Source organism: Pseudomonas sp. JL3 (genome assembly GCF_031570575.1).
Classification (GTDB): domain Bacteria; phylum Pseudomonadota; class Gammaproteobacteria; order Pseudomonadales; family Pseudomonadaceae; genus Aquipseudomonas; species Aquipseudomonas cucumis.
On the sequence record NZ_JAKWJK010000008.1, the window covers coordinates 214,522 to 227,698 of the forward strand.

The 13,177-nt window shown below is 61.6% G+C and carries 15 protein-coding genes; 13 read left to right on the forward strand and 2 right to left on the reverse strand.

Annotated features, from left to right (window positions below; translation table 11 throughout):
• Positions 1–344: 344 nt before the first annotated feature.
• The 9 genes from mdcA (at position 345) to madM (ending at position 7,584) form a co-directional block, all read left to right on the forward strand.
• Positions 345–2,015, forward strand: coding sequence for a malonate decarboxylase subunit alpha (mdcA, locus tag MMG91_RS16470; RefSeq protein WP_310660165.1), 1,671 nt, complete (start codon positions 345–347; stop codon positions 2,013–2,015).
• Positions 2,015–2,890: a triphosphoribosyl-dephospho-CoA synthase gene (locus MMG91_RS16475; RefSeq protein ID WP_310660166.1), complete on the forward strand. Its 876-nt coding sequence runs from the start codon at positions 2,015–2,017 to the stop codon at positions 2,888–2,890. The genes mdcA and MMG91_RS16475 overlap by 1 nt, the downstream gene beginning before the upstream one ends.
• Positions 2,890–3,189, forward strand: coding sequence for a malonate decarboxylase subunit delta (locus MMG91_RS16480; protein WP_007941972.1), 300 nt, complete (start codon positions 2,890–2,892; stop codon positions 3,187–3,189). The genes MMG91_RS16475 and MMG91_RS16480 overlap by 1 nt, the downstream gene beginning before the upstream one ends.
• The gene (locus tag MMG91_RS16485; RefSeq protein ID WP_310660167.1) at positions 3,182–4,033 is read left to right on the forward strand and encodes a biotin-independent malonate decarboxylase subunit beta; all 852 of its coding nucleotides are present in this window, start codon (positions 3,182–3,184) and stop codon (positions 4,031–4,033) included. Before MMG91_RS16480 ends, MMG91_RS16485 begins: the two co-directional genes overlap by 8 nt.
• On the forward strand, positions 4,030–4,833 hold the full coding sequence (mdcE, locus tag MMG91_RS16490) for a biotin-independent malonate decarboxylase subunit gamma (RefSeq protein WP_310660168.1): 804 nt from the start codon (positions 4,030–4,032) through the stop codon (positions 4,831–4,833). Before MMG91_RS16485 ends, mdcE begins: the two co-directional genes overlap by 4 nt.
• Entirely contained in the window at positions 4,827–5,447 is a 621-nt protein-coding gene (locus MMG91_RS16495; RefSeq protein ID WP_310660169.1) for a malonate decarboxylase holo-ACP synthase, read from the forward strand. Before mdcE ends, MMG91_RS16495 begins: the two co-directional genes overlap by 7 nt.
• Positions 5,444–6,355 carry a malonate decarboxylase subunit epsilon gene (mdcH, locus tag MMG91_RS16500; RefSeq protein WP_310660170.1) on the forward strand — a complete coding sequence of 304 codons (912 nt, stop codon included), beginning with the start codon at positions 5,444–5,446 and terminating at the stop codon, positions 6,353–6,355. Before MMG91_RS16495 ends, mdcH begins: the two co-directional genes overlap by 4 nt.
• A 66-nt stretch (positions 6,356–6,421) precedes the next feature.
• On the forward strand, positions 6,422–6,814 hold the full coding sequence (gene madL, locus MMG91_RS16505) for a malonate transporter subunit MadL (protein WP_154979545.1): 393 nt from the start codon (positions 6,422–6,424) through the stop codon (positions 6,812–6,814).
• 5 nt (positions 6,815–6,819) lie between these two features.
• The gene (madM, locus tag MMG91_RS16510) at positions 6,820–7,584 is read left to right on the forward strand and encodes a malonate transporter subunit MadM (protein WP_123500490.1); all 765 of its coding nucleotides are present in this window, start codon (positions 6,820–6,822) and stop codon (positions 7,582–7,584) included.
• A 232-nt stretch (positions 7,585–7,816) separates the two neighbouring features.
• Here the strand turns inward: madM and MMG91_RS16515 are convergent, their stop codons facing one another.
• A complete protein-coding gene (locus tag MMG91_RS16515; protein WP_123357331.1) occupies positions 7,817–8,731 on the reverse strand; it encodes a LysR substrate-binding domain-containing protein in 915 nt (304 codons plus the stop codon).
• A gap of 158 nt (positions 8,732–8,889) precedes the next feature.
• Between MMG91_RS16515 and trhA the strand changes: the two genes are divergently transcribed.
• Positions 8,890–9,507: a PAQR family membrane homeostasis protein TrhA gene (gene trhA / locus MMG91_RS16520; RefSeq protein WP_305447244.1), complete on the forward strand. Its 618-nt coding sequence runs from the start codon at positions 8,890–8,892 to the stop codon at positions 9,505–9,507.
• 5 nt (positions 9,508–9,512) lie between these two features.
• Here the strand turns inward: trhA and MMG91_RS16525 are convergent, their stop codons facing one another.
• The gene (locus tag MMG91_RS16525) at positions 9,513–10,421 is read right to left on the reverse strand and encodes a LysR family transcriptional regulator (RefSeq protein WP_305447243.1); all 909 of its coding nucleotides are present in this window, start codon (positions 10,419–10,421) and stop codon (positions 9,513–9,515) included.
• Positions 10,422–10,528: 107 nt separating this feature from the next.
• Between MMG91_RS16525 and MMG91_RS16530 the strand changes: the two genes are divergently transcribed.
• The 3 genes from MMG91_RS16530 to MMG91_RS16540 are packed head-to-tail and all read left to right on the forward strand — an operon-like array spanning position 10,529 to position 13,070.
• On the forward strand, positions 10,529–11,770 hold the full coding sequence (locus tag MMG91_RS16530) for a D-amino acid dehydrogenase (protein ID WP_310660171.1): 1,242 nt from the start codon (positions 10,529–10,531) through the stop codon (positions 11,768–11,770).
• Between the two features lie 18 nt (positions 11,771–11,788).
• Positions 11,789–12,139, forward strand: coding sequence for a RidA family protein (locus MMG91_RS16535; protein WP_038981012.1), 351 nt, complete (start codon positions 11,789–11,791; stop codon positions 12,137–12,139).
• A 28-nt stretch (positions 12,140–12,167) separates the two neighbouring features.
• Complete coding sequence (locus MMG91_RS16540; protein WP_305447240.1) at positions 12,168–13,070, forward strand: transporter substrate-binding domain-containing protein; 903 nt, start codon at positions 12,168–12,170, stop codon at positions 13,068–13,070.
• Positions 13,071–13,177 lie beyond the last annotated feature (107 nt).

Here is a 13,177-nt window from a genome sequence, read left to right on the forward strand (position 1 = left end):
GGTCCTATTTTGGGACTTCTCGGTTGTTTACTCTCTGCCATGAGCTACGGGGATTGTTCTGGCCCCTTCGCGGGCAAGCCCGCTCCCACAGGTCTTGTGGGTGGCTCAGGATTCGCTGATCGTTCCCACGCTCTGCGTGGGAATGCCTCAACGGACGCTCCGCGTTCGGCTTTTTGGGACGCAGAGCGTCCCGGGCTGCATTCCCACGCAGAGCGTGGGAACGATCATGAGACTCCATAACCAACCATTACCCTGACCGTAACAATCCAACACGCTGCTTGATTGATGCCCCCCACCCAACGCTCCTAAGGTGACTCCCACGACAGCGAACCCGTGGAGTGGTCATGACAACAACAATATCCCCCGACTCGCGCTGGACGCGGCGGCGCAGCGAAAAGCAGCGGCGCCTCGAGCTGGTGAAGGGGCTTGCCGACGGTGTGGTGTTGCCCACCGATAAAATCGTGGCGGCGCTGGAGGCGTTGATTCTGCCCGGCGACCGTGTGGTGCTGGAGGGCAATAACCAGAAGCAGGCGGATTTCCTTTCCCGCTCCTTGGCCAAGGCCGATCCGGGCAAGCTGCATGACTTGCACATGATCATGCCCAGCGTCGGGCGTTCCGAGCACCTGGACCTGTTCGAACGCGGCATTGCCCGCAAGCTCGACTTCTCGTTCGCCGGCACCCAAAGCCTGCGCATCAGCCAGTTGCTCGAAGACGGCCTGCTGGAAATCGGCGCGATCCACACCTACATCGAGCTCTATGCGCGGCTGGTGGTGGACTTGATCCCGAACGTCGTGCTCTCGGCCGGTTTCATGGCCGACCGCGCCGGCAACATCTACACCGGCCCGAGTACCGAAGACACCCCCGCGTTGATCGAACCGGCGGCCTTCAGTGACGGCATCGTCATCGTTCAGGTCAATCAACTGGTGGACGATGTCAGCGACTTGCCTCGCGTGGATATCCCCGCGTCCTGGGTCGATTTCGTGGTGGTGGCGGACAAGCCGTTCTACATCGAGCCGCTGTTCACCCGCGACCCACGGCACATCAAGCCTGTGCACGTGTTGATGGCGATGATGGCGATCCGCGGGATCTACGAAAAACACAACGTTCAGTCGCTCAACCACGGCATCGGCTTCAACACCGCCGCCATCGAACTGATCCTGCCGACCTACGGCGAATCCCTCGGCTTGAAGGGCAAGATCTGCCGCAACTGGACGCTCAACCCGCACCCGACCCTGATCCCTGCCATCGAAAGCGGCTGGGTCGAAAGCGTGCATTGCTTTGGCACCGAACTGGGCATGGAGAATTACATTGCCGCGCGGCCGGATGTGTTCTTCACCGGCCGCGACGGTTCACTGCGCTCCAACCGGATGTTCTGCCAACTGGCCGGGCAATACGCCGTGGACCTGTTTATCGGCGCGACCCTGCAAGTCGATGGCGACGGCCATTCCTCCACCGTGACGCGCGGTCGCCTGGCCGGTTTCGGTGGTGCGCCGAACATGGGCCACGACCCGCGCGGTCGTCGTCACGGCACACCCGCCTGGCTCGACATGCGCCACACCGACGTCGCCGAGCCGATGCTCGAACGCGGCAAGAAACTCGTGGTGCAAATGGTCGAGACCTTCCAGGAGGGCGGCAAACCGACCTTCGTCGAAACCCTCGACGCGGTGGAGGTGGCGAAGAAAAGCGGCATGCTGCTGGCGCCGATCATGATCTACGGCGACGACGTCACCCACCTGCTGACCGAGGAAGGCATCGCCTATTTGTACAAGGCTCGTTCCCTCGAAGAACGCCAGGCGATGATCGCTGCCGTCGCCGGGGTGACCTCCATCGGCCTGCGCCACAACCCGAAAGACACCGCGCGCATGCGTCGCGAAGGTTTGATCGCCTTGCCCGAAGACCTCGGCATCCGCCGCACCGACGCCACCCGCGAGTTGCTCGCAGCGAAAAGCGTGGCCGATCTGGTGGAGTGGTCCGATGGCCTCTACAACCCGCCCGCCAAGTTCAGGAGCTGGTAATGCACGCATTCAACCTGCAACCGAAAACGTTAACCCTGGCCGAACGGCTGGCGGATCTGGCGGTGGACGCGCTGATCGACGAAGCGGATCTGTCGCCGAAACCGGCGCTGGTCGACCGTCGCGGCAATGGCGCGCACACCGATTTGCACCTCGGGCTGATGCACGCTTCGGCGTTGTCCCTGTGGCCGGCGTTCAAGGCCATGGCGGATGCGGCCATCGAGTTTGGCGAAGTCGGTTTACCCCTGCGCGAAGCCCTCGGACGGATCGGCCGCGACGGTGAACAAACGATGCTCGCCACCACCAACGGTGTGAATACTCATCGTGGAGCGATCTGGGCCTTGGGCCTGTTGGTCGCTGCGGCGGCGCTGGAGTGCACGAATACCAAAGCAAGCGCCGTGACCTTGCGCGCCGCACGTCTGGCCTTGCTCGACGACCGTTACGCGCCGCGTCCTCTGAGCCATGGCGCCCAAGTCGCCCAGCGTTACGGCGCGCGCGGTGCCCGTGAAGAGGCGCAGCTTGGTTTTCCTGCGGTGATTCAGCGCGCACTGCCGCAACTCAAACTCAGCCGTGCCGCTGGCCATGGCGAACAGAACGCCCGGCTCGATGCCTTGCTGGCGATCATGACGACGCTGTCCGACACCTGCGTCCTCTATCGCGCAGGCGAACAAGGCTTGCACACCATGCAACTCGGCGCTCAAGCGGTGCTCGACGCCGGCGGCAGCGCGAGCCTGGCCGGCCGCCGCCGTTTGCATGAGCTGGACCAACAATTAATCGCGTTGAATGCCTCGCCCGGCGGCGCTGCGGACTTGCTCGCAGCCTGCCTGTTCATCGACCGCATCGAGTCCGGCGACGGCAACTTCCAGGGAGCGTTTTGATGGAAACCTTATCCTTTGAATTCCCCGCCGGGCAGCCGCCTCGGGGCAGGGCGCTGGTGGGCTGTGTGGGCTCGGGCGATCTGGAAGTGCTGATCGAACCGGGCCTGGCCGGCAAGCTGACGATTCAGGTGCAGACCTCGGTCAACGGCAGTGAACAACGCTGGCAGCATCTGTTCGCGCGGATGTTCGACGGCCAGACACCACCCGCAATGGCGATCGATATCCATGATTTCGGCGCCACTCCCGGCGTGGTGCGTTTGCGCCTGGAACAAGGCTTCGAGGAGATCGGCCATGACTGATAGCGCAGCGCTTCTCAACAAACATAGCTTCGTCGAACTCGGCGCCCGCCAACGAGCGAAAGCCTTGCTCGACGCGGGTACTTTCCGTGAACTGCTCGACCCGTTTCAGCGCGTCATGTCGCCATGGCTGTCACGCCAGGGCGTGGTGCCGCAAGCCGATGACGGAGTGGTGATCGCCAAGGGCAGCCTCGGTGGTTTGCCGGTGGTGATCGCGGCCATCGAAGGTGCGTTTCAGGGCGGCAGCCTGGGTGAAGTCGGCGGGGCGAAGATTGCCGGTACGCTGGAACTGGCCGCCGAGGACAACCGCAAAGGCATTCCCACTCGCGCCGTGTTGCTGCTGGAAACCGGTGGCGTGCGTTTGCAGGAGGCCAATCTCGGGCTGGCGGCGATTGCCGATATTCACGCGGCGATAGTCGATCTGCGCCAGTACCAACCGGTAGTCGGCGTAGTCGCTGGCAGCGTCGGTTGCTTTGGCGGCATGTCGATTGCCGCCGGGTTGTGCAGCTATTTGCTGGTGACTCAGGAAGCGCGTCTTGGCCTCAATGGCCCGCAGGTGATCGAGCAGGAAGCCGGGCTTGAGGAATACGACTCCCGTGACCGGCCGATTATCTGGAGCCTGACCGGTGGCGAGCAACGGTTCGCCAGTGGGCTGGTGGATCGCTATGTCACTGACGACGTGGCGCTGATTCAGCAGCAGGTCGGCGAATTGCTCAAGCAGGGTTTGCCGGCGCAGCAACGCAGTCGCCAGGCCGAATGGTTCCTGCAACGGCTGGCGCGTCTGGACGCCGAACCACAAATCGAGCCGGCGACGGTTCGCGATCTGTATCAAGGAGAGCGCTCATGAGTTCGTGTTCCCTGAGAGGCTTGAACTGGTTCAATGCCTTGAGTGCCGGCGCGAAACCGGTCGCGGGTTTACCGGCGTCGTTGAAAGTCGCCGATGGTTTATTGGGTGAGCAGCCTGCGCGGTTTATCGCGGTGGTGGCCGATCCCGACAACCGCTTCGTCCGTGCCCGCAATGGCGAGGTCGGTTTGCTGGAAGGTTGGGGCCTGGCCAAAGCGGTGGATGACGTCATTGCCGCGGATAACGACAAGCCTCAAAAACGCGCCTTGATCGCCATTGTCGATGTGCCGAGCCAGGCTTACGGCCGCCGCGAAGAAGCCCTCGGCATTCATCAAGCCCTGGCCGGTGCGGCGGACAGTTATGCCCGTGCCCGACTGGCCGGGCATGCGGTGATCGGTTTGCTGGTGGGCAAGGCGATGTCCGGGGCATTTCTCGCTCATGGCTATCAGGCCAACCGGTTGATCGCATTGCGCGATCCGGACGTGATGGTGCATGCGATGGGCAAGGCGTCGGCAGCGCGGGTGACGTTGCGCAGCGTCGAAGAGCTGGAGGCGTTGGCCGCCAGCGTGCCGCCGATGGCCTATGACATCGACAGCTTTGCCAGCCTGGGTTTGCTCTGGGAAACCTTGTCGGTGGATCAGATCGAACAACCGACGACGGCGGATCTGGCGCGGGTGAACGAGTGTCTGGTTCAAGCGATTGAAAATGTCGAGGCTGATCATCGTGATTTGAGCGGCCGCTTGGGTGCGAGCAATCGCGCCGCGTCGAGCAAGGTTCGCCAACTGCTGAGAGAGCTGTGGTGAATACGTTTCTGGCCCACGACCTGCTGTGGGGGATGACCCCGGAGCAGTTGCCTGCAGATGCGCCTGCGTGGGTGGTCGAGTCGATCAGCACAGGTCAGCCGGTGGTGGTTCGGCGCGCGATGACTGCGCCGGATCAGATCGCGGTCGGGGTACGCGGACGCTTGCGTGAGCAGCGTTATGCAACGTCGATGGCGATCACGGCGATTTCACGTCGGGTAAGGCCGGAAGAGCTCTGTCATGTCGAGACAACTCGCGACCTGCCGACCCTGCGAGCGCTGGCGCAACTGCGGCCGACGCTCGACACCTGCGGTTGGGTGTGGGGTGTCAGCGGTAGCGCCGGATTTGAATTGGCCAGTGGTTTTGCGGCGTTGCATGAGCACAGCGATCTGGACTTGATTCTGCGTACACCGCAACCGTTGAGCCGACTTCAAGCGCAAGAGTGGGTGACGCTTCTCGGCGTCGCTGAATGTCTGGTCGACATGCAATTGCAGACACCTTACGGCGCGGTGGCCCTGCGCGAGTGGGCCGGCCCGTCGCAACGGGTGCTGCTCAAAAACGCTCAGGGCGCCTGCCTGGTCAGCGATCCCTGGAACCCGCAGGAGCAAGCAGCGTGAGCAGTTTGCTGGTGTTCCCCGGCCAGGGCGCGCAGCAACCGGGCATGCTCCATCGTTTGCCTCGGGAAACGCTGATCGAGGCGAGTGAGGTGCTGGGTGAAGATGTTTTGTTGCTGGATTCTGCCGAGGCGTTGCAGTCGACGAGGGCGGTTCAGTTATGCCTGCTGATCGCCGGAGTGGCTGCTTCACGTCAGTTGTTATTGAGCGCGGATTACGTGGCCGGATTGTCCATCGGTGCGTACCCGGCAGCGGTGGTGGCCGGCGCCTTGAGCTTCAGCGATGCGCTGCATCTGGTCAGCCTGCGCGGTGAACTGATGCAGCAGGCTTATCCTCAGGGCTACGGCATGACCGCGATCATCGGTCTGGATCTGGCGACGGTGGAAGGTTTGCTGGCGCAGGTTCATAGCCTCGACACGCCGGTTTACCTGGCCAACATCAACGCCGATAACCAAGTGGTGATTGCCGGCAGCGATGGCGCGATGAAAGCGGTTGCCGAGTTGGCGAAAGGTTGTGGTGCCGGGCTGGCCAAACGCTTGGCGGTCAGCGTGCCGTCCCATTGCCCGCTGTTGGAAACACCGGCGAAAACCCTGGCCGAAGCCTTCGCCAAGGTGCAATTGAAAACGCCGACCCTGGGTTACCTGAGCGGCAGTCGTGCACGGCCCGTTATCAACCTCGAAGCCTTGCGCGACGACCTGGCCTTCAACATGTGCCGCGTGGTGGATTGGCGCGGCACGGTACAAAGCGCTTACGAGCGTGGCGTGCGTCTACAGATCGAACTGCCGCCCGGTGCGGTGTTGACCGGGCTGGCGCGCCGGGTGTTCGAGCAGGGCACCGTGATTGCCTTCGACGGTGCGCGGCTCGATACCTTGCAGGCGCTGTTGCGTGAGGAGGGAAGCCGCCAACCCTAGATCACCGACTCAGGCTGCGAACTACAAAAACAACAATTTCGACGATGCACTTTGAGGACTACAACAATGATTATTTACGGTGTGGCGTTTCTCGCCTTTTGTACCCTGGCGGGTATTTTTATCGGCGAACTGCTTGGCAAATTGATTGGCGTGCCGGCCAACGTGGGCGGCGTGGGTATCGCGATGCTGCTGTTGATCGGGCTCGGCAGCTACCTCAACAAAAGCGGTTGGTTCAAAGGCAAGACCGAGCAGGGCGTGGAGTTCTGGAGCGCGATCTACATCCCTATCGTGGTCGCCATGGCCGCCCAGCAAAACGTCTACGGTGCGCTCAAGGGTGGGCCGATGGCGATCCTGGCCGGTACGGCGGCAGTGACCATTGCCTTCGCTCTGGTACCGGTACTGGTGCGTATCGGCAACAAGGCACCTGAACCTGTCACACCACCAAAAACCGTAGGGTGATCACCATGTACGAATCGATGATGAAGGTGATTACCAGCTACGGGCTGATCAGTGGGTTTGCCATTGTCGGCGTAACCATGTGGCTGTCCTACTGGATTTCCAACACATTTACCAAAGGCCGCCTGCACGGTTCGGCCATCGCCATTCTGCTGGGCCTGCTGCTGTCTTACATCGGTGGCGCGTTGACCGGTGGCCAGAAAGGCGTGGTCGACATTCCGTTGCTCTCGGGTATCGGTCTGCTCGGCGGAGCCATGCTGCGGGACTTCGCCATTGTCGCCACGGCATTCGGTGTGAGTGTCGATGAGCTCAAACGAGCCGGCTTCGTCGGGGTGCTGGCACTGTTCGTGGGTGTCGGGACGTCGTTCATCGCAGGTGTCGCGGTGGCCATGGCGTTTGGTTATACCGATGCGGTGAGCCTGACGACCATCGGCGCAGGTGCGGTGACTTATATCGTCGGGCCGGTGACAGGCGCGGCTATCGGGGCCAGTTCGGAGGTCATGGCGCTATCGATTGCGGCTGGGCTGATCAAGGCGATTCTGGTCATGGTCATGACGCCGTTCGTGGCGCCGATGATCGGTTTGAACAATCCACGCAGTGCGGTGATTTTCGGTGGGTTGATGGGCACCTCCAGCGGCGTGGCCGGCGGGTTGGCGGCGACTGATCCGAAGCTGGTGCCTTATGGCTGCCTGACGGCGGCGTTCTATACCGCACTGGGCTGCCTGCTCGGGCCTTCGCTGCTGTTTCTGATCATGCGCGGATTGCTTGGCTAGGGTTTGACTGATCGTTCCCACGCTCCGCGTGGGAATGCAGCCCGGGACGCTTCGCGTCCCAAAGCGGACGCAGAGCGTCCATTGATTCATTCCCACGCAGAGCGTGGGAACGATCAACACGGTCTCAAGCCTGCCGATTGGCATACATCCGACACTCTNTCGCGTCCCAAAGCGGACGCAGAGCGTCCATTGATTCATTCCCACGCAGAGCGTGGGAACGATCAACACGGTCTCAAGCCTGCCGATTGGCATACATCCGACACTCTGCCAAAAGCGCCAGCAAATTCGGGTCACGCTCCTTGGCCTTGAGAAACACCACGCCGATGTGTTGCTGTAACCGATACTTTTCCTGCAATGGGATCAGCTTCACCCGGTTCTCATACACCGCCGCAATCCGTCCCGGCAGCAACGCATAGCCGACCCCGGAGCTGACCATGCTCAGCAGGGTGAAGATGTCGTTGACCTGCATCGCCACTTTCGGCTCGAACCCCGCCTGCTTGAACACCCGAATACCGTCCTGGTGCGTGGCGAAGCCTTGGGTCAAGGTTATAAACGTCTCGTCACGCACCTCGGCCAGATCGACTTCGGCCCGTTGGGCAAAGGGCGAGTCAGCCGGGGTGGCGAGGAAGATGTCATCGGAAAACAGCGGAATCTGTTCACAGTCCGGGTCGTTGACGCTGTCGTCCAGCGACACCAGAATCGCGTCGACTTCCATGTTCTTGAGCTTGTACAACAGGTCGATGTTCGAGCCCAGGATCAGGTCGATATTGAGTTCACTGCGGCGAATCTTCAGGCCCATGATCAGTTGCGGTACGGTCTTCACCGTCAGCGAATACAGTGACCCAAGCTTGAAGCGCTCAGCGGAGAACCCGGCCGCTTCGCGGGTCAGGCGCACGCTTTCGAGTACGTCCTGGATCAGCTTCTGCGCCCGTTCTTCCAGCACATAAGCGCTTTCCAGTGGGGTCAGGTTGCGGCCTTCGTGTTTGAATAGCGGGCAACGCAGGGCGCTTTCCAGAGAGTGGATAGCGCGGTGCACGCTGACGTTGCTGGTTTGCAACTCGGCGGCGGCGCGGGCCAGGTTGCCGGTGCGCATGAAGGCCAGGAACACCTCGAGTTTTTTCAGGGTCAACTCTTCATCGATCAGCATGGGCGTGACTCTTATTCGAATCGCTCGATTGTGCCCAATTGGCTGACGTTTGGCTCGATGGCTTTTTATAGGAGCTGCGCTATACGGAAACATTGCGCTTTTAACCTTGAGGCCTGAGCCTTGCGCGATGCTGTAATGAATTTTGAGGTGAGCAACACATGTATCACGGGGAAAGATTGAACGCCTGGACGCATCTGGTCGGGGCGGTGGCGGCGCTTGTCGGGGGCGTGTGGATGCTGGTGATCGCCAGTATGGACGGCAGTCCGTGGAAGATCGTCAGCGTGGCGATTTACGCGTTCACCTTGCTGGTGCTCTACAGCGCCTCGACCGTGTACCACAGCGTGCGTGGGCGTAAGAAAACAATCATGCAAAAGGTCGATCATTTTTCGATCTACTTGCTGATTGCCGGCAGTTACACACCGTTTTGCCTGGTGACCCTGCGCGGGCCGTGGGGCTGGACGCTGTTCGGGATTGTCTGGGGGCTGGCGCTGATCGGTATCCTGCAAGAAATAAAACCCCGCTCGGAAGCGCGGATTCTGTCGATCGTGATCTACGCGGTGATGGGCTGGATCGTGTTGGTGGCGGTCAAGCCGTTACTGGCGGCGCTGGGGCCAGTCGGCTTTACCTGGTTGGCGTCGGGCGGGGTGTTGTACACCGTGGGGATTGTCTTTTTTGCGCTGGATAGCCGTTTGCGCCATGCCCATGGGGTCTGGCATCTGTTCGTGATTGCCGGGAGTTTGCTGCACTTTGTGGCGATTTTGTTTTATGTCCTCTGATGCCGTTACGGGATCAAACGATCCAGTTGCGCCTGCGCCCGTCGGCTGAACACCTGCAACAAGTCGCTCAAGGTGTGTGGCGGCGGTTCGTCGGCACGGGTCACTGCGTACAGGGTGATCGGCAGCGCTGGCGCCAGCGGGCGAATCGCCGTGGTGGCGGGGGACGCACCGAGTGCGGTGAACGGGTCGATCACTGCCAACCCGGCACCGGATTCAACCATTGCCCGCGCCAGCGAATAGGTCTGCACCGCGATGCGTACCTTTGGCGGCGGATCGACCGCCTCAAGGTAACTGTCGAGTCTGGCGGCCAGCGGGTCGGCGCTGGACAGGCCGATCAGCGGGGCACCGGCCAGTTCGATCAACGGCAGCGGTTTACCATGAGTGTCGTCGGGCCAAAAGCCCTTTGGCGCCAGCGCCACCAGCATCCCGCAGGCCAGGGGCTGCGCCTTCAGGCCCGGATGATCGGGCAGTTGCAACGTCAGGGCGACATCCACTTCGCGCATCAACAAGTTTTGCATCAGCTCGCGGCTGTGGGCGCTGGACAGTTCGCAGGCGATTTCCGGGTAGCGTTGCGTCCATTCGTTGATCGCCGGCGGCAGCAGCGACAAGGCCAGCGCCGGGATCGCGCCAATCCGTACACTGTGGCCCGGCTCGCGGCGCAGGCTCTGGGCCAGGCGTCGCACGCCTTGCAGGCTTTCAGTGACCTTGTCGACTTCGCGCTCAAGCTCCAGGGCTTCGGGCGTCGGCTGCAATTTGCCGCGCACCCGCAGGAACAGTGGAAAACCCAGTTGCTGTTCGGCGTGTTGCAGCACTTTGCTCACCGCCGGCTGCGACACGTGCAGCAACTGGGCGGCGCCACTGACTGAACCGGTCTGGCGAATAGCCTGAAAAATCTCGATGTGTCGCAGTCGCATGGCAAGTCCATAACCTTTGTTTATGGGTCAGGCATCTTTATGCATTGTTCAACGTCTGTCACCTGGTCCTAACCTGAAGCCTGTTCCAACAACGCTTAAGGACAGACATGGCTCAGCGGGTTTGCATCATCGGTGGCGGCGTCATCGGGCTGACAACGGCTTACGCACTGGTGCGCGACGGCATCGATGTGACGCTGATCGAGGCCCGGGATTCGTTTGCCAGCGAGACCAGTTTCGCCAACGGCGGCCAGTTGTCCTACCGCTATGTCGCGCCACTGGCCGACGCCGGCGTACCGTTGCAGGCGCTGGGCTGGATGTTGCGCGGTGACTCGCCGTTGAAGCTGCGTCCGCGTCTGGACCCGGCGCAATGGCGCTGGATGGCGTCCTTTCTGGCGGCCTGCCGGCATTCAGTGAATCAGCGCAACGGCGCGCATCTGCTGCGCCTGGCGCTGCTGAGTCAGGCCACGCTGCAAGGCTGGCGCGACGAAGACCACCTCGACGGTTTCGACTGGCGGCGCAACGGCAAACTCGTGACGTTTCGTGAAGCCGCAAGCTTCGAGCATGCATGCCACAGTCTGGCTGATCCGCGACAGCAACAGGTGTTGTCCGGGGCCGAGTGCGCACAGCTGGAGCCGGCGCTTGCCGAGGCGCCATTCGTGGGCGCGATCTACACGCCCGATGAAGAAGTCGCCGATTGCCATGCTTTCTGCCTGCAACTGGTGGCCCGGCTCAAGGCGTCGGGGCGTTGCGAGTTTTTGCTGGGGCGTACAGTCACCGGCATTCGTCACGGGAACGGCGCGGTGCAGGCCATCGAAATGGGCGCGCAGGTATTGCCAGTCGAGCAACTGGTGATCGCTGCCGGGCATCGCAGCCCGGCGCTGGCGTTGCCCGGCATGAACCTGCCGCTGTACCCGCTCAAGGGCTATAGCCTGACCCTGCCGATCCGCGCCGAACATCGCGCACCCGAGCTGAGCATCACCGATTACAACCGCAAGATCGTTTACGCCCGCATCGGTGCACAACTGCGGGTGGCGGCGATGGTCGATATTGTCGGCTTCGATCCGGCACTCGATCCCAAGCGACTGGCGCTGATCAAGCGCCAGGCCCAGGAAACCTTGCCCAATACCGGCGATTACGACACCGCTATCGCGTGGGCCGGCATGCGCCCGGCGACTCCCAGCGGCGTGCCGTTGATTGGCGCCACGGCGTACCGCAACCTCTGGCTCAACCTCGGCCATGGTGCCTTGGGCTTTACTTTGGCCTGCGGCAGCGCTCGGTTGCTGAGTGAGTTGATTGCCCGGCGCGCACCCTCGATCGAAATGCAGGGCCTCGCACCCCGCGTTGCCTGACTGGAAAAGGAAGAACCGATGAGCATCAAGCGTTTCAACAGCAACAGTCGACTCTCTGGCGCCGTGACCTTTGGCGAGCTGGTGTTTCTATCGGGGCAGGTGCCGGGTGACAGCCGCGACGCTGCCGGCCAAACCGCAGAGGTGCTGGCGAAAATCGATGGGTTACTGGCCGAGGCTGGCAGCGACAAGGATCACTTGCTCAGCGCGACCATTTACTTGAGCGACATTGGCCGCGATTTCGCCGCCATGAACGAGGTCTGGTCACAATGGCTGTCGCCGGACAAGGCGCCGACCCGCACCACATTGCAGGCGCAACTGGCCCGTCCAGAGGTTCTGGTGGAAATCACCGTGATCGCCGCCCGCCGTTAATTCGATCTACCCACAACGGAGAATAACAATGCAAAAAATCACGTTGATCGGCTGCACCCTTGGCCTGCTGTTCGCCAGTCAGGTCCAGGCCAATGAAGCGCCGCTGACCGGCACGCTGAACAAGGTTGCCAATGCCAAGAGCATCACGCTGGGCTATCGCGACGCGTCGGTGCCGTTCTCTTACGTGGGTGATCACACGGGGCAGCCGATGGGCTATTCGGTGGACCTGGCGAGCAAGATTGTCGAGCGCATCAAGCAAAAACTCGAGCTGCCGGATCTGCAGGTGAAGTACAACCTGGTGACCTCGCAAACACGCATTCCGCTGGTGCAGAACGGCACGGTCGACCTCGAGTGCGGCTCGACCGGCGTGACTGCCGAGCGCATGCAGCAAGTGGCGTTTTCCTATGGATTCATCTACGTGAAGGGGCAATTGCTCACGGCGAAGGACAGCGGCATCAAGCGCTTCGCCGACCTGCGCGGCAAGAACGTTGTGACCACCGCCGGCACCACCAATGAGCGGTTTCTGAAGAGCTACAACGTCGATCACAAGATCGATATGTTCGTGATCAGCGCCAAGGACCACGGCGAAGCGTTCCAGATGCTGCAGTCAGGGCGGGCGGCGGCGTTCTATATGGACGATGCGCTGCTTTACGGTGAGCGCGCCAAGGCCCGCGATCCGCATAAGTGGGTCGTGGTGGGCGAGGAGCAATCGCGGGAAATCTACAGCTGCATGGTGCGCAAGGGCGATCCGCAATTTCTCGAATTGGTGAATTCGACGCTTGCTGATTTATATAGCTCAGGGGAAATCAACGGTATCTACAACCGCTGGTTCCAGCAGCCGATTCCGCCTAAAGGTTTAAACCTTGAGTTTCCGATGACCAGCGAGCTCAAGGCGATCATTGCGAAGCCGGTGAGTGATCCGGTGCAGTAGTTCCTGAAAGATCGTTCCCACGCGCAGCAAAGGAATGCCTCTACGGACGCTCCGCGTTCGGCTTTTAATGGGACGCGGAGCGTCCCGGGCTGCATTCCCACGCAGAG

What these genes read in the sequence shown, in the direction of transcription:
- MMG91_RS16530 (WP_310660171.1), top strand. Translation starts at nt 10,529, where the DNA reads ATGGCTCAGCGGGTTTGCATCATCGGTGGCGGCGTCATCGGGCTGACA.
- MMG91_RS16535 (WP_038981012.1), top strand. Translation starts at nt 11,789, where the DNA reads ATGAGCATCAAGCGTTTCAACAGCAACAGTCGACTCTCTGGCGCCGTG.
- MMG91_RS16515 (WP_123357331.1), bottom strand. Translation starts at nt 8,731, where the DNA reads ATGCTGATCGATGAAGAGTTGACCCTGAAAAAACTCGAGGTGTTCCTG.
- madL (WP_154979545.1), top strand. Translation starts at nt 6,422, where the DNA reads ATGATTATTTACGGTGTGGCGTTTCTCGCCTTTTGTACCCTGGCGGGT.
- mdcA (WP_310660165.1), top strand. Translation starts at nt 345, where the DNA reads ATGACAACAACAATATCCCCCGACTCGCGCTGGACGCGGCGGCGCAGC.
- MMG91_RS16480 (WP_007941972.1), top strand. Translation starts at nt 2,890, where the DNA reads ATGGAAACCTTATCCTTTGAATTCCCCGCCGGGCAGCCGCCTCGGGGC.
- MMG91_RS16540 (WP_305447240.1), top strand. Translation starts at nt 12,168, where the DNA reads ATGCAAAAAATCACGTTGATCGGCTGCACCCTTGGCCTGCTGTTCGCC.
- madM (WP_123500490.1), top strand. Translation starts at nt 6,820, where the DNA reads ATGTACGAATCGATGATGAAGGTGATTACCAGCTACGGGCTGATCAGT.
- MMG91_RS16475 (WP_310660166.1), top strand. Translation starts at nt 2,015, where the DNA reads ATGCACGCATTCAACCTGCAACCGAAAACGTTAACCCTGGCCGAACGG.
- MMG91_RS16485 (WP_310660167.1), top strand. Translation starts at nt 3,182, where the DNA reads ATGACTGATAGCGCAGCGCTTCTCAACAAACATAGCTTCGTCGAACTC.
- trhA (WP_305447244.1), top strand. Translation starts at nt 8,890, where the DNA reads ATGTATCACGGGGAAAGATTGAACGCCTGGACGCATCTGGTCGGGGCG.
- mdcE (WP_310660168.1), top strand. Translation starts at nt 4,030, where the DNA reads ATGAGTTCGTGTTCCCTGAGAGGCTTGAACTGGTTCAATGCCTTGAGT.
- MMG91_RS16525 (WP_305447243.1), bottom strand. Translation starts at nt 10,421, where the DNA reads ATGCGACTGCGACACATCGAGATTTTTCAGGCTATTCGCCAGACCGGT.